The sequence below is a fragment of the Natronohydrobacter thiooxidans genome (assembly GCF_001884735.1).
GTDB lineage: Bacteria > Pseudomonadota > Alphaproteobacteria > Rhodobacterales > Rhodobacteraceae > Roseinatronobacter > Roseinatronobacter thiooxidans_A.
This window is the reverse complement of record NZ_MJAP01000001.1, coordinates 1-16,662: the sequence shown is the minus strand read 5'-3', so window position 1 is coordinate 16,662 and position 16,662 is coordinate 1. Positions and strand designations below refer to the sequence as shown.

Annotated in this window: 16 protein-coding genes; 10 read left to right on the top strand and 6 right to left on the bottom strand. The window is 65.3% G+C overall.

Translation table 11 applies throughout. The features are described 5' to 3' along the window. Window positions 1-78 precede the first annotated feature (78 nt). From BG457_RS00080 to BG457_RS00070, 3 genes are read right to left on the bottom strand one after another with little or no spacing between them, the layout of a single operon-like run. Window positions 79-729: a sugar transferase gene (locus BG457_RS00080; RefSeq protein WP_071794912.1), complete on the bottom strand. Its 651-nt coding sequence runs from the start codon at window positions 727-729 to the stop codon at window positions 79-81. Further along, the gene (locus BG457_RS00075; protein WP_071794911.1) at window positions 726-1,571 is read right to left on the bottom strand and encodes an NAD-dependent epimerase/dehydratase family protein; all 846 of its coding nucleotides are present in this window, start codon (window positions 1,569-1,571) and stop codon (window positions 726-728) included. Before BG457_RS00075 ends, BG457_RS00080 begins: the two co-directional genes overlap by 4 nt. Continuing rightward, window positions 1,568-2,683 (bottom strand): polysaccharide biosynthesis/export family protein, encoded by a 1,116-nt coding sequence (locus BG457_RS00070; RefSeq protein WP_139257476.1) that lies wholly within the window; start codon window positions 2,681-2,683, stop codon window positions 1,568-1,570. The genes BG457_RS00075 and BG457_RS00070 overlap by 4 nt, the downstream gene beginning before the upstream one ends. 182 nt (window positions 2,684-2,865) lie before the next feature. On the opposite strand from BG457_RS00070, the gene hrpB reads away from it, so the two are divergent. Beyond that, window positions 2,866-5,301 carry an ATP-dependent helicase HrpB gene (hrpB, locus tag BG457_RS00065; protein WP_071794910.1) on the top strand — a complete coding sequence of 812 codons (2,436 nt, stop codon included), beginning with the start codon at window positions 2,866-2,868 and terminating at the stop codon, window positions 5,299-5,301. Window positions 5,302-5,349: 48 nt separating this feature from the next. On the opposite strand, the gene BG457_RS00060 is transcribed toward hrpB, so the two are convergent. Both BG457_RS00060 and BG457_RS00055 read right to left on the bottom strand, forming a co-directional pair. After that, window positions 5,350-6,174, bottom strand: a complete 825-nt coding sequence (locus BG457_RS00060; protein ID WP_071794909.1) for a C40 family peptidase — start codon at window positions 6,172-6,174, stop codon at window positions 5,350-5,352. Continuing rightward, on the bottom strand, window positions 6,171-7,580 hold the full coding sequence (locus BG457_RS00055) for a leucyl aminopeptidase family protein (RefSeq protein WP_071794908.1): 1,410 nt from the start codon (window positions 7,578-7,580) through the stop codon (window positions 6,171-6,173). The genes BG457_RS00060 and BG457_RS00055 overlap by 4 nt, the downstream gene beginning before the upstream one ends. 157 nt (window positions 7,581-7,737) lie before the next feature. Between BG457_RS00055 and BG457_RS00050 the strand changes: the two genes are divergently transcribed. Beyond that, window positions 7,738-9,396 (top strand): SulP family inorganic anion transporter, encoded by a 1,659-nt coding sequence (locus BG457_RS00050; RefSeq protein ID WP_071794907.1) that lies wholly within the window; start codon window positions 7,738-7,740, stop codon window positions 9,394-9,396. Between the two features lies 1 nt (window position 9,397). On the opposite strand, the gene BG457_RS00045 is transcribed toward BG457_RS00050, so the two are convergent. Then, on the bottom strand, window positions 9,398-9,790 hold the full coding sequence (locus BG457_RS00045) for an SgcJ/EcaC family oxidoreductase (RefSeq protein ID WP_071794906.1): 393 nt from the start codon (window positions 9,788-9,790) through the stop codon (window positions 9,398-9,400). A gap of 95 nt (window positions 9,791-9,885) precedes the next feature. Between BG457_RS00045 and BG457_RS00040 the strand changes: the two genes are divergently transcribed. The 8 genes from BG457_RS00040 (at window position 9,886) to BG457_RS00005 (ending at window position 16,616) form a co-directional block, all read left to right on the top strand. Next, complete coding sequence (locus BG457_RS00040; protein WP_071794905.1) at window positions 9,886-10,200, top strand: HNH endonuclease family protein; 315 nt, start codon at window positions 9,886-9,888, stop codon at window positions 10,198-10,200. A gap of 53 nt (window positions 10,201-10,253) precedes the next feature. Further along, on the top strand, window positions 10,254-10,688 hold the full coding sequence (locus BG457_RS00035) for a hypothetical protein (protein ID WP_139257475.1): 435 nt from the start codon (window positions 10,254-10,256) through the stop codon (window positions 10,686-10,688). A gap of 263 nt (window positions 10,689-10,951) precedes the next feature. Then, on the top strand, window positions 10,952-11,863 hold the full coding sequence (locus BG457_RS00030; protein ID WP_071795100.1) for a pirin family protein: 912 nt from the start codon (window positions 10,952-10,954) through the stop codon (window positions 11,861-11,863). 71 nt (window positions 11,864-11,934) lie between these two features. Then, complete coding sequence (gene ygfZ / locus BG457_RS00025; protein ID WP_071794903.1) at window positions 11,935-12,687, top strand: CAF17-like 4Fe-4S cluster assembly/insertion protein YgfZ; 753 nt, start codon at window positions 11,935-11,937, stop codon at window positions 12,685-12,687. Window positions 12,688-12,744: 57 nt separating this feature from the next. After that, the gene (locus BG457_RS00020) at window positions 12,745-13,722 is read left to right on the top strand and encodes a DMT family transporter (protein WP_071795099.1); all 978 of its coding nucleotides are present in this window, start codon (window positions 12,745-12,747) and stop codon (window positions 13,720-13,722) included. Between the two features lie 140 nt (window positions 13,723-13,862). Further along, window positions 13,863-14,951 (top strand): histidinol-phosphate transaminase, encoded by a 1,089-nt coding sequence (gene hisC / locus BG457_RS00015; RefSeq protein ID WP_071795098.1) that lies wholly within the window; start codon window positions 13,863-13,865, stop codon window positions 14,949-14,951. Then, window positions 14,948-15,874 (top strand): prephenate/arogenate dehydrogenase family protein, encoded by a 927-nt coding sequence (locus BG457_RS00010; RefSeq protein ID WP_071794902.1) that lies wholly within the window; start codon window positions 14,948-14,950, stop codon window positions 15,872-15,874. Before hisC ends, BG457_RS00010 begins: the two co-directional genes overlap by 4 nt. 13 nt (window positions 15,875-15,887) lie before the next feature. Then, window positions 15,888-16,616: an extensin-like domain-containing protein gene (locus BG457_RS00005; RefSeq protein ID WP_071794901.1), complete on the top strand. Its 729-nt coding sequence runs from the start codon at window positions 15,888-15,890 to the stop codon at window positions 16,614-16,616. Window positions 16,617-16,662 lie beyond the last annotated feature (46 nt).

Below are 16,662 nucleotides of genomic sequence, written 5' to 3'. Positions count from 1 at the left end.
AACCTTTCCGTCACCTCAGGCCCAAAGTTTACCGAATCGATACCATGTTGGCGACTCTGCGCAAGGAAAGCGCCCATTTTATGACCCCGATAGCGGCGGGCGTGGCAATCGCCGCCCCTTGGCCAGCCCGAAAACCCGCGCAGCCGTGACTGCCACCAGCCACAGATCGAATCCCACCGATTGATGGCGCTGATAGATCAGATCCAGCCGCGCCTTGCGCGGCACACAGGCCCGCGCGTAGACCGCATCGGTTTCTTCCGGCGTGGTGCAGCGCGCCAGCAGCAGGGTTTCATGCCCGGCATAGACCAGCGAGGCCAGCCCCGTGACCCCCGGACGCGCGCGCAGAACATGTTCGTAGATCGCCGGAAACCGCTCGACATACTCCCGCAGGGGCGGGCGCGGCCCGACGAAGCTGATATCCCCGCGCAGAATATTCAGCATCTGCGGAACCTCATCCAGTCGCACGCGCCGCAACCGGCGTCCCATCGGTGTGATCCGCCCCGCCTTGTCCCCGCCCGAGACACCACTGTCGCGCGCGGCTCCGGTCATGCTGCGCAGCTTCCACAGCGTGAACCCCTCGGTCACGCTGCGCATCCGCTCTGCGCCGTAGAAAATCGGGCGACCCTGAGCGGCCCAGAGTACCAGGCACAGCAATCCCAGCAGCGGCAACAGAGCCGGGGCCATCAGGGCCAGCAGCACCAGATCCAGCAGGCGCTTTGAGCGCGTCATCCCGCCGCCTCCTGATCCGCACGCCACTCGGCGACCAGCGCTTCCGCGCGCGCCTCCGGCAGCGCGACCAGCGCGCGCAGCCGCGATACATCCAACAGGACCGAGGCCAGCGCCCCTTCCGGAGCCGGCTGCCATGTGACCGCAAACCCCGCAGCGCGGCACAGGTCTTCCATCGCGACCGCACCGGGCTGCGCGATATTCAGGCATCCGGGCAGATCCTGCCCGAGTGCTGCAAACCGCACCAGTTCCGCCAGCACATCCGCCAGCATGCGCGGCCCGATATAGGACCGGCGCGGCCCTTGCCCGTCAGGAAACCTGTCCAGCCGCCGGGTCGTCCCTGCCGGACCCAGCAGCGCATCCGCCCCCGCGACATTGCCGATCCGCAGCACGCTCACATCCAGCCCCAAAGCCGCCGCATGCGCGCCCGCAGCCCGCTCCATCGCGGCCTTGGCTCTCCCATAGTCATTGCCCGGCTGCAGCGGATCCTCCTCGCGCAGGGCCTGCGCGCCCGGTCCATAAACCGCAGCGGAAGAGGCGAGAAACACCCGCCGCGCGCCCGCAGCCGCGCCCAGATCCAGCGCCGCCAGCGCCAGCGCGCTGTTCAGGCCCAGATCACCGCGCCCCGGCACCACGCCCGAGAGCGCCAGCACCACATCCAGCCGCCCGCACCGCGCGGCAAGCGCTGCGCCATCCTGCAACGGATCGCCGATCACACTGTCCGCCGGGGCAGGCGCTCCACGATACTGCCAGAGAGGGCGCATATCCCGCCCATGCCAATGCCGCTGCAGCATCGCCCCGATGCGGCCACTCGCCCCAAGGACCAGAACGCGCGGACCACTCACAAGTTGCTGACAGAGCGCCCGAAGCCGAAGAACCCGCCCATCAGCGCCAGAACCCGTGTCGTGGTGGTCGCAGGCGCTTGGGTGGCCATGACGATATCGTCGCTTTGCAGCGCGAATTCATCGGCATTGAACAGCCCTTCGGCATTGGTCAGATCGAAGCTGAACACGACGCGCGTATGATCAGAGCCATAGGGCTGCCCCCCGGTCAGGCGCGGATAGCTGCGCAACACCAGAATCCCGCGCGGATCGGCGCGCGTGTCGCTCATCCCGCCCATCATCGACAAGGCCCGCAAGGCGCTGACCTTGGGTGCGTCAAACCGGATCACCTCTTCGCGATTCGCAGCGCCCAATGCCTTGAAGGTGCGCTGATCCGCCGAGATCACCACCCGGTCCCCGCCCTGCAGCGGCGGGTCATTGGCCGGGCTGGCCAGCACATGCTCCAGCGACCGGCGATAGACATTCGAGCCGCGCGTCAACTGCACCTGCGGGTTTTCCAGCGACCCGTCCACGCCCCCCGCCGCCGCGATCAGGCTGCTCAGCGGCAGATTGCGCTCGGTCAGCGGATAGGTTCCGGGCGTCGCCACCCCGCCGATCATCTCCACCGAATTGCGTCGGCCTTCCTTGACCTCAAGCTGCACCTGCGCCGAAGGGCTGATCGAGGTCATCTGCTCCTGAATCCGCTCCCGCGCACCATCCAGCGTCAACCCGGACACATGCACCCGGCTCACATAGGGCAGGGTAATATGCCCCGAAGAGGTGACCACGACATTCGCGATATCGGCAAAAGGCGCGCCTGCGCCGGACAGAAGCGAGGATTCCTCCGCATCCCAGACCCGCACGCCCAGCCTGTCCCCCGGCGCAAGCCGCTGATCCGTGGGCGGGACGCCGCCATTCGGCCAGCCGGTGCGCGTCTTCGCCTCGGGATCGCCCCATTCCGGATAGAGCGCGAGCCGTTCCCGCGTGACGAGTTCCAGCATGAAACCCGCCTCCTCGTCCTCGGCCCCCTTGACGACCTCAGAGCGGGTCGGCGCGCCGCGCGGCACTGCACAGCCGCTGAGGACCAGCGCGGAGCCAGTCGCCAGAAACGCCCGTCTCGAAATAGGTGGCTGCAAAGCCTGTCCCCTCAAATTCTATCAGTATCCCCAGGACTGATTAGCCACTGAAACGTGATGAGGTCAATCACAACTGCCTTGGAGTCCCGCAGGCGTGCCATTTTGCGCTGATCAGTGCTACCACCGTCACGGACAGATGCGGGATTGCACAAGCATCGCGCATCGACGCATATCATGGCCCCATGACCCTGCCGATTGACGCCATCCTGCCCGATGTGACCGCCACGCTTGCCCGCGCGGGCCGTCTGGTGCTGCAGGCCCCGCCGGGCGCGGGCAAGACAACCCGCGTGCCGCTTGCCCTGATGGACCAGATCCCGGGCCGCATCACCATGCTGGAGCCCCGCCGCCTTGCCGCCCGCGCCGCCGCCGAACAGATGGCGCGGCTTCTGGGCGAAGAGGTCGGCGCGCGTGTGGGCTACCGGATTCGCGGCGAATCGGTGGTCAGCCCCGCGACCCGGATCGAGGTCGTGACCGAAGGCATCCTGACCCGCATGCTGCAATCCGACCCGGAACTGCCCGGCATCGGTGCGCTGATCTTTGATGAATTTCACGAACGCTCCCTCAATGCCGATCTGGGTCTGGCGCTGGCATGGGAAGTGCGCGAGGCGCTCCGCCCCGATCTCGCGCTGGTGGTCATGTCCGCCACGCTCGACGCCGCACCGGTCGCGGAACTCTTGGACAATGCCCCGATCCTGACCGCCGAAGGCCGCGCCTTCCCGGTCGAAACCCGCTGGCTGGACCGCCCCCGCCCGCGCGAGATGCGGTTTGAAGCCGCCGCCAGCGCGCTGATCGCGCAGGCCGTGTCCGAGACCGAAAGCTCGGTGCTGGTCTTTCTGCCCGGCGAAGGCGAAATCCGCCGCGTGGCAAAGCTGCTCGACGGGCGCGTCGGCAATGCGGAAATCCACCCGCTCTACGGCGCCTTGCCCTTCGCCGCCCAGCGCGCCGCCATTGCCCCCGCCCGCGCGGGCCGCAAGATCGTGCTCGCCACCGCCATCGCCGAAACCTCGCTGACGATCGAGGGCATCGGCGTGGTCGTCGATTGCGGTCTGTCGCGCCGCGCGCGGTTTGACCCCGGCACCGGCATGGCCCGGCTTGTCACCGAACGCGTGACCCGCGCCGAAGCCGAGCAACGCCGCGGCCGGGCCGGGCGCGTCGCTGCTGGCATCTGCTACCGGATGTGGGCGCGCAGCGAGGAAGGCGCGCTCGCCGCCTTCGCCCCGCCCGAGATTGCCCGCGCCGATTTGGCGGGGCTGGCGCTGGAACTCGCGCTCTGGGGCGGGTCCGAGGGCCTGCGCTTCCTCACCCCGCCGCCCGAAGCCGCCCTCTCTGAGGCCCGCGCACTGCTGCGCAGCTTGGAGGCGCTCGACACGTCCGACCGCATCACCGAGCATGGCCGCAACCTCGCCGCCCTGCCGCTGCATCCCCGCCTTGGCCATATGCTGCAACGCGCCGGACGCCCCGGCGCCGAACTCGCGGCCCTCCTGTCCGAGCGCGACCTCATCTCCGGCGCCTCCGTCGATCTGGACCTGCGCCTCGCCGCGCTGCGCGACCCCAAAGCCTTCGCCGCGCGCTATAGCCACAGCCTGCACCGCCCGACGCTCGAACGGTTGCGCGCCGAACTCCCGCGCCTGCGGCGTCTGGCCGGGGCGGTGCAGCAGGATCTGAGCACCGGCCAGATGGCCGCGCTGGCCTATCCCGACCGCATCGGCCTGCGCCGCAAGGGCGAGGCCCCGCGCTATGTGCTCTCTGGCGGCAAGGGCGCGGTCCTGCCCGAAGGCGACCCACTGGCCCAGACCCGCCTGATTGTCGTCACCGACAGCGATGGTGACCCGCGCGAAGCCCGCATCCGGCAGGCGATTGCCCTGCGCGAAGCCGAATTGCGCGCGCTTTACGCGGATCAGATCCACTGGCGCAACATCTGCGACTGGTCCCGCCGCGACCGCCGCGTGATCGCCCGCCAGCAGGAATGTTTCGGCGCGCTGGTCCTGAATGACCGCCACTGGACCGACCCCGCGCCCGAAGCGCTCGCACGGGCCGCCTGCGACGGGCTGCGCGATCTGGGACTGCCGCTCTCGGACGCCGCAAAGCGATTCATCGCCCGCGTGGAACTTCTGCGCGCGCAGGGCGAGGATTTGCCGGATATGTCCGATCCGGCCCTGATCGCGGGATTGGAGCACTGGCTCGCCCCGCATCTCACCGGCCAGCGCAGCGCCGAAGAGTTGCGCGGCCTCGACCTGCTGCCGTCTCTGCGCGCGATGCTCGACTGGGACCAGATGCAACGCCTCGACACACTGGCGCCCGCGCATTTCGTCACCCCCTTGGGCAACCGCGCGCCCATCGACTATTCCGGCGACGCCCCGCAAGTCGAGCTGCGTCTGCAAGAGGTGTTCGGACTGGCCACGCACCCCGTGATCGGCCCCGCCCGACTGCCCCTGCGCATGGTCCTGCTCTCCCCCGCGCGCAGGCCGGTTCAGGTGACGATGGACTTGCCCGGATTCTGGGCCGACAGCTACGCGGATGTGCGCAAGGACATGCGCGGGCAATACCCCAAACACCCCTGGCCCGAGAACCCGCTGGAGGCCGCACCGACCCTGCGCGCGAAGCCGCGCAAAAATTAACGAAACGTTCAGAAACAGGCGTCTTTTTTCACTCGACGAAAACGCATTTCATTTTAGCCGGATATGGCCCGTCAGCGGCCCCTCGCGCGCGATCCGGGCGAGTGCTGTCAAGAATGGCTCGTAAGCCACTGACATCGTGTGCGCATTTGCGTGCAAGATCATATCCGGCGCGCTGACCCATGCGACATGCCCCCGCCAGAACAGCAGATCCCCCCGTTGCGGGGCTTCACTCTCTGGCAAACTCTCGCCAAGTGCTTGTTTTTGTTGATCACTATCGCCGGGGCAGGGCTTGCCGCAGGCATGCAGCGCAAGCTGCACAAGGCCCGAGCAATCCACCCCGAAAGCACTGTTGCCGCCCCACAGATAGGGCGTGCCCAGCAGCGATTCAGCCACCGCAACCGGGTCTGTCGTGTGCTGGCCAATCGGCGTAAGATGTTGTTCTGGCAGCCAAAATCCGTCCCGACAGCGCAGGAAACGCCCTTCCTTGCCGGTGATCTCAACCCGCGCATTCAGCGATAGCGCGCCCTGTTCCGGGCTTTTCAGATCCGGCGCGCTGTAGCGATGCGTGGACCGCGTAACAACTTGATGCGTAACAGAAAAATCCGGCCCAAGCGCATCGGCAGGCACCCAGCCGCAATAGCCATCGGCCTCGGCCTGAACATAGGCAAATGGCCCGTCCCGGTCGATCACACAGACCCGCGCACCATGCAGAATCTGCCGGTCCCGAGGTCCGTCAGGCCCCCGCAGCAGGTCCGTTAAGCCATTGCAAACACGCATATTTTCGCCAGCCGTAAAGGCCGGGGCGTCGATCTTCCCTTGCAGCGAGAGATGCGCGACGCGCCCGCTGAACGGTGTCAGGCGCGGGTCGCTCATAGCCCCAGAACGCCCGGCAAAGCCGCGAACAAAGCCCGCGCCCCCTGACCCACACCCCCCTTGGGCCGCGCAGGCGCAGCGCTCGGTTGGTAACCATAAATGTCGAGATGCGCGAATCGCGGGCAGGTCTCGACAAAACGCTGTAAAAACAACGCCGCCGTGATCGCCCCGGCCATCCCGCCCGAGGGCGCATTGTCCAGATCCGCGATGCCCGGTTCGATCTGCGGCTCATAGGCCGGGTGCAGGGGCAACTGCCAGAGCGGGTCGCGCACCTGCGCGCTGGCCTCCATCAGCGCGCGCGCAAGTTCTTGATCTTGCGTGAAAAACGGTGGCACATCCGGCCCGAGCGCCACCCGCGCAGCCCCGGTGAGCGTCGCCATGCAGATCATCAGATCGGGCGCGTCCTCATCCGCTAAGGCCAGCGCATCGGCCAGCACCAGCCGCCCCTCGGCATCGGTATTGTTGACCTCGACACTTAACCCCTTGCGCGACATCAGAATATCGCCGGGGCGCATGGCATTGCCAGAGACCGCATTCTCCACCGCAGGCACCAGAACGCGCAATTGCACCGGCCAGCCCTGCGCCATGATCATATGCGCCAGCCCCATCACGGTTGCAGCCCCGCCCATATCCTTCTTCATCAGCCCCATCGAGGCGCCGGGCTTCAGGTTCAGCCCGCCCGTGTCGAAACAGACCCCCTTGCCGACCAATGTCAGCCGCGGCCCCGTCTCGCCCCAGCGCAGGTCCAAAAGGCGCGGGCTGCGCTCTGACGCACGCCCGACCGCATGGATCAGCGGCAGATTTTGATAAATAAGATCATCACCATAGATGACGGAAGCCGTCGCGCCATGCTCATGCGCCAGCGCCAGAAACGCCGCTTCCAGCTCTTCCGGTCCCATATGCGAGGCAGGCGTGTTGATCAGGTCGCGGGTCAGGAACTCGCCGGTCACAATGGCGCTGAGCTGCGCGAGATCGACCCCTTCCGGCGCGGTCATCCGGGCGATGTCGGGCGCGTCGCCCTGCCGGAACTGGCGAAACGCATAGCCGCCCAGACACCAGCCAAGGGTTTCCTCGGCCAGCGCGTCGGAGTCGAGCGCGTGATGCAGCCGGTAGGTCTGCGCGGGCAGCCGCCCGCGCGCCCCGCCCAGACAGAACCGCGTGCGGGCCCGGTCGCGGGCGGTGCCGCGCCCGACGGCAGCAAAGTTTAACACACCGTCCGCATCGGGAACCAAGGCGATCTGGCCCGAGCGCGCGGTAAAACCGACGCTTTCAAGGAAGGCCCGCACCCGTTTCGGCTGCATGTCGGTCCAGTCGGACAGATCTTCGGCATCGACCAGATGCAGATCCACCGCGCTGCTGGTTTCTGCCGCGAAAGGGGTAATCCTGAAACTCAGCTGCGCGCTCATGCCTGTGATCCAATTGTTGTTTTTCCAGTGGAGCCTAGACCAATCCTCTGGCCAAGGACAACGCGATATGTGACGTAAGGAGCATGCGGCCAGCCCCTGAATTGACCTTGCGGCGCTGCAGGTCTATAGGACGCCATAAATATACAAGGAATTGAATATGATTGCGCGCGGAACGCCCAGCCTGTCGGATGAGTTCCTGCCCGAGAGCTTCTCGATCCTCAAGCGGGGATACGGGTTGCGGGAATGGCGTGCGGATGCGCTGGCCGGATTGACTGTCGCTATCGTCGCACTGCCCCTGTCGATGGCGATTGCCATTGCCTCGGGGGTGGGGCCGGAGCGCGGGCTTTACACGGCGATCATTGGCGGGTTTCTGGTCTCGCTGATGGGCGGGTCGCGCTTCCAGATTGGTGGCCCGGCGGGCGCCTTCATCGTGCTGGTTTCGGCGGCGGTCATGCAGATCGGGCTGACGGGGCTTATTCTGGCGACATTCATTTCCGGGTTCTTCCTGATCGCGATTGGTGCGCTAAGGCTAGGAAATTACATCAAATTCATTCCGTTTCCGGTGACTGTTGGGTTCACGGCCGGGATCGCGGTGATCATTATCGCCAGCCAGATCAAGGATTTCTTCGGGCTGCAGATGGTGGCGGCAGAGCCTGCTGAAATCTTGCCGAAATTGCAGGCGCTATGGGATGCGCGCCTGACCGTCAGCCTGCCTGCAACGCTGGTGGCGCTGGGCACGATGGGGGTGATCCTGGGGCTACGGAAGCTCCGGCCCGGCTGGCCCGGTATGCTGATCGCGGTCGCGCTGGCGGGCGGCCTGGCCGCACTTGGCCTGCCGGTCGAGACCATCAGCGACCGTTTCGGGGAATTGCCGCGCAGCCTGCCTGCGCCGTCGCTGCCGGTGTTCAGCCCCGATCTGATCTGGGCGTCATTGCCCTTTGCCGTGGCTTTCGCGCTGCTGGGGGCAATCGAGTCGCTTCTTTCAGCGGTGGTTGCTGATGGCATGACCGGGCTGCGCCACAAATCCAATGCCGAACTTGTGGGGCAGGGGGTTGCGAATATCGGCTCGGCCATTTTCGGCGGGTTCTGTGTGACCGGGACGATTGCGCGCACGGCGACCAATGTGCGCGCGGGCAGCCATGGTCCGGTCTCGGGCATGCTGCACGCGGTGTTCCTGCTGGTCTTTCTGCTGATCGCCGCGCCGCTGGCAGGATACATTCCGCTGGCCGCACTGGCCGGGCTGCTGATGGTCGTGGCCTGGAACATGATCGAGAAAGAGGAGTTCCTGTCGCTCTTGCGCGTGACGCGCGCGGATGCGGCGGTGCTGCTGATCACCTTCCTGCTGGTGGTGTTCCGCGATCTGACCGAAGGGATCATCGCGGGCACGGCGCTGGGCGGCGCAGTGTTCATCCGGCGCATGTCGGAAGCGGCACGGATCGAGGCGGTGACGCCGGACGCGCCCTATGACCCGGCCTCGCAACAGGCGGGGGTGGTGGTGTACCGGTTGCGCGGGGCCTATTTCTTTGGCGCGGCGGCAACACTTGCGCGCACGCTGGACCGGGTATCGGACCTGCCGCACACGCTGATCGTGGATTTCTCGAAAGTCCCCTTTGTCGATACCAGCGGCGCGCATTCCTTCGCGACCCTGGCCGACAAGCTGGCGCGCAATGACTGCAAGCTGGTGATCACCGGCGCGCAGCCCGAGATTCGCAAGGTGCTGCGCTCACAGCTGCGGCACCACAAGAATGTTGCATGGCGGCCCAGTGTCGAGGCGGCGCGGGGCGATTTCGCCCTGGCCAGCGCACCGGTGGCGTGATCTAGTCGTCGGGCATCATCGAGGAGTGATGCTCGATGATCTTCCAGTCGTCATCTTCCTTGCGATAGACGAAGGTGAAGCGCCCGATCATATGGTGTTTCACGCCCTCGATCATCGTCTCGAACGTATAGACACCGGAATTGATCGCAATCGGGTCATAGAGGCTGACATTCTGGTGGATGATCGCGCCTTTGGGCTGCAGTTTCAGGAAATCCTCGAAATAATCCTCGATGGCTTCCGGGGTCTGGCGCACTTCCTTTGACAAGGTGGGCAGCAAGGTTGCATCATGCGCGTAGAGGGCCGCGACCTGCTTGGGATCGCCCGTTTTCAGGGCATCATTCCAGACGTGAAACAACTGTGCGATTTCCCGGCGAGTTGCTTCCTTCTGGGGCATATGTCTGTTCCTCTGGTGACGGAGCGGCGCAAGACGTGTCGGGGATTCCCTACAAGCCTCACGAAGTCTTGACCAGTCCTTTTCAGTAATGTGCCATGCCTGCTGACTGCGACAATCTGCCGGTCTGCCCGCTTTGTGCGCGACCGATCCCCCCTGATGCGCCGCAGAGCCTGCACCATCTGGTCCCGAAACTGCGCGGCGGAAAGGGTGGGCCGGTGGTGCTGCTGCATCATATCTGCCATCGCGAGATCCACGCCACGCTGACAGAATCGGAGCTGGCGCGCGACTATGCCAGCATCGCGGCCCTGCGCGCGCATCCACGGCTGGCGAAATTCATTGCATGGGTTGTGCGCCGTCCGCCGGAGTTTGATTCAAAGGTGCCGGGGCGGCGTCGGAAAGGGCGGCGTTAGCGAGTCTTTAAGCTCCGGGTGGCAGAATCCGTGGCGAAGGGATGGGATATGCCATGCAGGATCATCAGTTTGACGGCCAGACCGGTCATATGGAGATGCGCAGGACGCGGCTTGCCGAGCGGCAGGCGCGTGTCGGGATCATTGCCAATTCAACGGTGATTCCCTTGCCCGACCATCCGCCGCGCGAGGTCTGGACGAGATGGCCGAAATTGCGCTCCGGGCGGCGTGCGGGGAAGTGGAAAACGGTCCATCAGAGCCGGTTGCCGCAGCATGACGCGGTGCTATCCGGCGATATGCTGCAGGAATTGCGGCGCGATTTGTGCGAAGCGGATGCGCGCGATCCGCCGGTGGTGGATATGGGGGATGCCCCCTCGCCTGATCCACCTGTCGCGCCAGTGCAATCGCGGGCGCAGCCGGTGATCATTCTGGCAGGCAGCGTTCTTGCGGGGGCACTTGGTCTGATCGCATTGTCACTCCTGCTGGACTGACAGGGGCGCGACGCAGGTCGGAATGGGGCCATCGGTTGCGGCGGAAGGGGGACGGGCCTCGCGGCCCGTTGCCTCCGGCGGGAGTATTTCGGGCAAGATGACGTCGGGGGCGTGAAAGCGGGTTGTGGCGCAGGCTGATCGGGAAGGGCGCTGGTTGCGGCTGTGCATCCGCGAACAGGGGCGGTTCATGGCTGTCAGTTGATTTATCCGCAGCAAGGGACGATCTTCCGGGCAGATGCTTCTCCAGAATGAAAGCGGCCATCATGTCCCTTCGTCCCACGCTCGAATCCCGCAAGGCGCAACCCACGCTCGAAGGCGCAGGTGTCCATCTGCACCGCGCTTTCGGGTTTCAAGACCCGTCGGAGCTGGACCCGTTCCTGCTGTTCGACGATTTCCGCAATGACATTCCCGAGCATTACCTGCGCGGCTTTCCCTGGCATCCGCATCGCGGGATCGAGACCATCACCTATGTTCTGGCCGGTGAGGTCGATCATGGCGACAGTCTGGGCAATACCGGCACGCTTGGCGCGGGGGATGTGCAATGGATGACGGCGGGTTCCGGCATCCTGCATCAGGAAATGCCGCGCGGGAATGCGAAGGGCCAGATGCATGGTTTCCAGCTTTGGGCCAATCTGCCGGGCGCGCTTAAAATGACCGCGCCGCGCTATCAGGATGTGAAAGGCAAGGATATTCCCGAGGTCATCGACGATGACGGGACCAAGGTGCGCGTCGTTGTCGGCGAATTCTGGGGCAAGCGCGGTCCCGTGGACGGAATCGCCGCCGATCCGCAATATCTGGATATTTCCGTGCCGCCCGGTGTGCGCAAGAGTTTCAAGGTCGATACCTATCGCCGCGCCTTTGCCTATGTCTTTGCCGGGTCGGGGGCATTTGCCGATGCCTCGCAGCCGACCGGGGTGCTGCTGGAAAAAGAGGTCATGGGCGAGGAAGTGAATATCCGCGACATGTCCGGCGACCGCACGCTGATCCGGTTTGGAACCGGCGATGAGGTCACGGTTCAGGCCGGGGAGGAAGGGGTGCGTTTCCTGCTGATCTCGGGCGCGCCGTTGCAGGAGCCGGTCGCGTGGCACGGCCCGATCGTGATGAATACGCAGGCCGAAATCCAGCAGGCGATGCGTGATCTGCGCAATGGCACATTCATCAGGCCCGCGCATTAAGCTGGCCTGCGCCCCTGTTCGACAGGGGCGCGACGGGTTATCTAGCGGGCTGAAACTGGAACGGGGGAAAGATGCAGCGCGCAATTCTCAGAGTCGCAGGGCCGGATGCCTTGGCATTTCTGCAGGGTCTGGTGACGAATGATCTGCGCGCCTTGCGGCAGACGGGGATCCTTTATGCGGCCTTGCTGTCGCCGCAGGGGAAGTATCTGGCGGATTTCTTTCTGGTCGCTGATGGTGATGACATTCTGGTCGATGTCGCGGAAGAGCTTGCGGATGCCCTGTTGCGGCGGCTGAGTCTCTACAAGCTGCGCTCGGCCGTGACAGTGACGCGCGAGGCGCTGCCGGTCAGCCGGGGAACTGGCCCGGCGCCGGAAGGCGCGCTGGCGGATCCGCGACATGCCGCGCTGGGCTGGCGGCTATATGGGCAGGACTTGCCCGAGGATGGCACGGATTGGGCGGCGCTGCGTGTCGCGCATTGCATCCCCGAGACCGGGATCGAGTTGGTACCCGAAGAGACCTTTATTCTGGAAGCGGGACTTCACCGGCTGAGCGGCGTTGATTTCCGCAAGGGCTGTTATGTCGGGCAGGAAGTGACGGCGCGCATGCATCACAAGACCGAATTGCGCAAAGGGTTCGTTACCGTCGAGATCTCCGGCCCGGCCGAGAGGGGCGCCGATATTCTGGCAGGCGAGAAGGTCGCCGGGCAGATTTTCACCCGCTCCGGGGATCGCGCCATTGCCTATCTGCGCTTTGACAGGGCTGGCGATCAGATGCAGGCGGGTGGCGCGAAAGTTATCTGGCACGGGCCGCGCGAAGCGGGTTGATTGCCGCTGTCAGGCCATGTTAGCCCTACCAGAAAAATAGGGCACGGCATGGCGTCGATGAAGGATATCACACAGTCGAGTCTGGCCGGGCCGCTGCTGGCACTGGCCGCGTTTGCCCTGTTCTCTGCGCATGATGTGATCGTCAAGTTTCTGGGCGAGAGCTACAGCCCGGTGCAGATCGTGTTTTTCAGCGTGCTTCTGGGGTTGCCCTGGGCGATGCTGATGCTGATGCGCGATCCGACCGATGGCAATCTGCTGCCACGCCGCCCCGGCTGGACCGCCTTGCGCACCGGGGCTGCGGCGATCACGGCGCTGAGCGTGTTCTATGCTTTCTCGGTCCTGCCGATGGCGCAGACCTATGCGATTCTTTTTGCCACCCCTTTGCTGATCACCATCCTGTCGGTGCCGATCCTTGGCGAGCGCGTGGGACCAAGGCGTGCGGCCGCGGTCGTGGTCGGGCTGGTGGGGGTTCTGATTGTGTTGCGCCCCGGTGAGGGCGATGGTCTGGGGCTGGGCCATCTGGCGGCGCTGATCGGGGCTGCCTGCAGTTCGCTGGCCTCGATCATCGTGCGCAAGATCGGGCAGGAAGAGCGCAATGTCGTGTTGCTGCTCTATCCGATGATGGCCAATCTGGTGCTGATGGGGCTGGCGCTGCCCTTCGTCTATCAGCCCATGCCGCTGGCGCATTTTGGCGGGCTTGCCCTGATGGCGGCGCTGGCCATTGTCGCCAGCATGTTTGTCATTGCGGCCTATAAACGTTCGGCGGCCTATAAGATCGCGCCGATGCAGTATTCGCAGATCATCTGGGCGGTGATCTTTGGCGCGCTGTTCTTTGGCGAGGGGGTCGATCTCTTCACGATCCTCGGGGCGGTGGTGATCATCGCCAGCGGCATCTATATCGTAATGCGCGAGGAAAAGGCGAATGTGTCGGAGAACCGCCCCGTCCTTGCCACCCGCACCCGCAACGAGACCGGCACCTACCCGCGCGCCAGTCAGTTGGGCAGGCTCGACGATCCTGATCAGGACAAGTCCTGAGTTCTGGCGCTGAGTCGTTGCCCCGAGCGCGGCGCAGCCGCAACGCCCTTGCATTGACGCGGAAAAATCTGCCTCGCATGCTGGTCACATCGCAGGACTGGCGCTAAAGACTGGCGCAGATTGTGGCAATGGGGCAAGCGATGCACAAGCATATCCGCCCGCAAGCCGGGATCATGGAGATCGCGCTCTATCAGGGCGGCACCTCCAGGATCGCGGGGCGCGATGATGTGGTGAAACTCTCGTCGAACGAAAACCCGTTCGGCGCCGGCGATCTGGCGCGGCAGGCTTATATCCGCGCGGGCCATGACCTGCATCGTTACCCCTCGACCGATCATGCGGGCCTGCGCGCGGCACTGGGCGAGCGTTTCGGGCTGGACCCCGCGCGCATCATCTGCGGTGCCGGGTCGGATGAGATCATCACCTTTCTGTGCCAGGCCTATGCCGGGCCGGGGGATGAGGTGCTGTATTCGCAGCACGGCTTCCTGATGTATCGCATCTCGGCGCTTGCAGCGGGGGCGACACCGGTTGTCGCGCCGGAGCATGATCGCGTGACCGATGTCGATGCGATTCTGGCCGCAGTGACGAAGCGCACAAGGCTGGTGTTTATCGCCAATCCGAACAACCCCACCGGCACCATGATCCCGGTCGAGGAAATCGCGCGACTGGCCGAGAACCTGCCGCCGCAGACGCTGCTGGTGCTGGACGGGGCCTATGCCGAATTTGCCGAAGGCTATGATGGTGGTGCCGCGCTGGTCGATACGCGCGAGAATGTGGTGATGACGCGCACCTTCTCGAAGCTCTATGGGCTGGGCGGTTTGCGCGTGGGCTGGGGCTATGGCCCGCAGCATGTGATTGATGTGCTGAACCGGGTGCGCGGGCCGTTCAACCTGTCGAATGTCCAGCTGGACGTGGCCGAGGCGGCGCTGGGCGATGCTGCACATATCGCGCGCTCGCTGAGCGAGAATGCACGGCTGCGCGACTGGCTGGCCGACAAGCTGAATGAAACCGGCGTGGCCACGGATCGCAGCCATGCGAATTTCGTGCTGGCGCGGTTTCGCGACGCGGAACAGGCGGATGCCTGCAACACGGCCCTGCTGGCCGAGGGGCTGATCGTGCGGCAGGTGGCAAGCTATGGGCTGCCCGAATCGCTGCGCATCACTGTGGGCGACGAAGCGGCCTGCCGCCGGGTGGCCCATGTGATCGCCGCTTTCATGGAGACGCAGCGATGAGCGCGCTGTATCAGCGCGTCGCCTTTATCGGTCTGGGGCTGATCGCCTCTTCCATGGCCCATGCGATTCGCCGCGCCGGGCTGGCGGACAACATGACCGGCACAGCGCGCTCGCCCGAGACCCGCGCCGTGGCCGCAGAGATCGCTCTGGTCGATCAGGTCTGTGACACGGCGGCCGAAGCCGTCGCAGGCGCCGATCTGGTCGTGCTCTGCGTGCCGGTGGGCGCGATGGCCGAGGTCGCGCGCGAGATCGCCCCGCATCTGGCCCAAGGGGTGACGATCACCGATGTCGGATCGGTCAAACAGGCGGTGATCGATGCCGTGGCCCCGCATCTGCCGGACCATGCCCATTTCATTCCCGGCCATCCGCTGGCGGGCACCGAGCATTCCGGCCCGCGCTCGGGTTTTGCCGAATTGTTCGACAATCGCTGGTGCATCCTGACGCCGCCTGAGGGGGCGGATCCGGCTGCCCTCGACCGTCTGTCCCGGTTCTGGCGCGGACTGGGCGCGAATGTCGATCTGATGGATGCGCCGCATCATGATCTGGTGCTGGCTGTCACCAGCCACACGCCGCATCTGATCGCCTATACGATGGTGGGCGTCGCCGATGATCTGCGCCGCGTGACCGACAGCGAAGTGATCAAATATTCCGCCGCAGGCTTTCGCGATTTCACCCGGATCGCGGCCTCGGATCCGGTGATGTGGCGCGATGTGTTCCTCAACAACAAGGATGCCACGCTGGAGATCCTCGGACGGTTCACAGAAGAGCTTTTTGCGCTGCAGCGGGCGATACGGCAGGGCGATGGCGATTTGCTGCATGCCTATTTCACGCGGACAAGAGCGATTCGGCGTGGTATCATCGAGGCCGGGCAAGATACGGACGCCCCGGATTTCGGGCGCGCAAAGACAAAAAAAACGAGCTGACGGAGGCACGGGCATGAGGAAAGGCGCAGCAATCGCCTGCGGGCTGGCATTGGCGGTCCTGGTGGGGTGCAGTTCCGAACGCCGTGTTGACCGCGCCGCGCAGCCCGCAGCGGGATTGAGCACCTCGCAGACCGGTGGCCTGCTGAGCCGGATGAACCCGCTGCGCAATATCTCCTTTCGGGGCCAGCCCTCGCGTGCGGTTACCGGGCCACGGCCCTCTGGCAGGCTTTGCGGCGTGCCGGGGCTCGCAGGCGAGGTCATTCCGCCGATCACCTCGCAGGTGGCGGGCTGCGGGGTCGATGCGCCGGTGCGGGTCACCCATGTCGACGGGGTGCAGCTCTCGCAGGCGGCGATCCTGGATTGCGAAACCGCCGCCGCCCTGCACCGCTGGGTCAAGACCGGCGTCAAGCCTGCCATCCGGCGCAAGGGCGGCGGGGTGAGCGAGTTGCGCGTTGCCGCGCATTATGTGTGCCGCCCGCGCAATCACCGGTCCGGGGCGCGCGTTTCCGAACATGGTCGCGGCCGGGCCATCGATATCAGCGCGATCATTCTGGCGGATGGATCCGAGATGAATGTGCTGCGTGACTGGCGCGGGTCGCGCCATTCCCGGACATTGCAGCAGATCCACCGCGCCGCCTGCGGGACATTCGGCACCACGCTCGGGCCGGGCTCGGACGGGATGCATGAAGATCATTTCCATTATGACACGGCGCGGCACCGTAGCGGGCCCTACTGCCGTTAAGCCTTTTGGTATCCGGGGTTTTCGTCCCCTGCGTGATTTTTTTCCT

What these genes read in the sequence shown, in the direction of transcription:
- BG457_RS00035 (WP_139257475.1), top strand. Translation starts at nt 10,254, where the DNA reads ATGCAGGATCATCAGTTTGACGGCCAGACCGGTCATATGGAGATGCGC.
- BG457_RS00030 (WP_071795100.1), top strand. Translation starts at nt 10,952, where the DNA reads ATGTCCCTTCGTCCCACGCTCGAATCCCGCAAGGCGCAACCCACGCTC.
- hisC (WP_071795098.1), top strand. Translation starts at nt 13,863, where the DNA reads ATGCACAAGCATATCCGCCCGCAAGCCGGGATCATGGAGATCGCGCTC.
- BG457_RS00050 (WP_071794907.1), top strand. Translation starts at nt 7,738, where the DNA reads ATGATTGCGCGCGGAACGCCCAGCCTGTCGGATGAGTTCCTGCCCGAG.
- BG457_RS00010 (WP_071794902.1), top strand. Translation starts at nt 14,948, where the DNA reads ATGAGCGCGCTGTATCAGCGCGTCGCCTTTATCGGTCTGGGGCTGATC.
- BG457_RS00005 (WP_071794901.1), top strand. Translation starts at nt 15,888, where the DNA reads ATGAGGAAAGGCGCAGCAATCGCCTGCGGGCTGGCATTGGCGGTCCTG.
- BG457_RS00045 (WP_071794906.1), bottom strand. Translation starts at nt 9,790, where the DNA reads ATGCCCCAGAAGGAAGCAACTCGCCGGGAAATCGCACAGTTGTTTCAC.
- BG457_RS00080 (WP_071794912.1), bottom strand. Translation starts at nt 729, where the DNA reads ATGACGCGCTCAAAGCGCCTGCTGGATCTGGTGCTGCTGGCCCTGATG.
- BG457_RS00040 (WP_071794905.1), top strand. Translation starts at nt 9,886, where the DNA reads ATGCCTGCTGACTGCGACAATCTGCCGGTCTGCCCGCTTTGTGCGCGA.
- hrpB (WP_071794910.1), top strand. Translation starts at nt 2,866, where the DNA reads ATGACCCTGCCGATTGACGCCATCCTGCCCGATGTGACCGCCACGCTT.
- BG457_RS00060 (WP_071794909.1), bottom strand. Translation starts at nt 6,174, where the DNA reads ATGAGCGACCCGCGCCTGACACCGTTCAGCGGGCGCGTCGCGCATCTC.
- BG457_RS00055 (WP_071794908.1), bottom strand. Translation starts at nt 7,580, where the DNA reads ATGAGCGCGCAGCTGAGTTTCAGGATTACCCCTTTCGCGGCAGAAACC.
- ygfZ (WP_071794903.1), top strand. Translation starts at nt 11,935, where the DNA reads ATGCAGCGCGCAATTCTCAGAGTCGCAGGGCCGGATGCCTTGGCATTT.
- BG457_RS00020 (WP_071795099.1), top strand. Translation starts at nt 12,745, where the DNA reads ATGAAGGATATCACACAGTCGAGTCTGGCCGGGCCGCTGCTGGCACTG.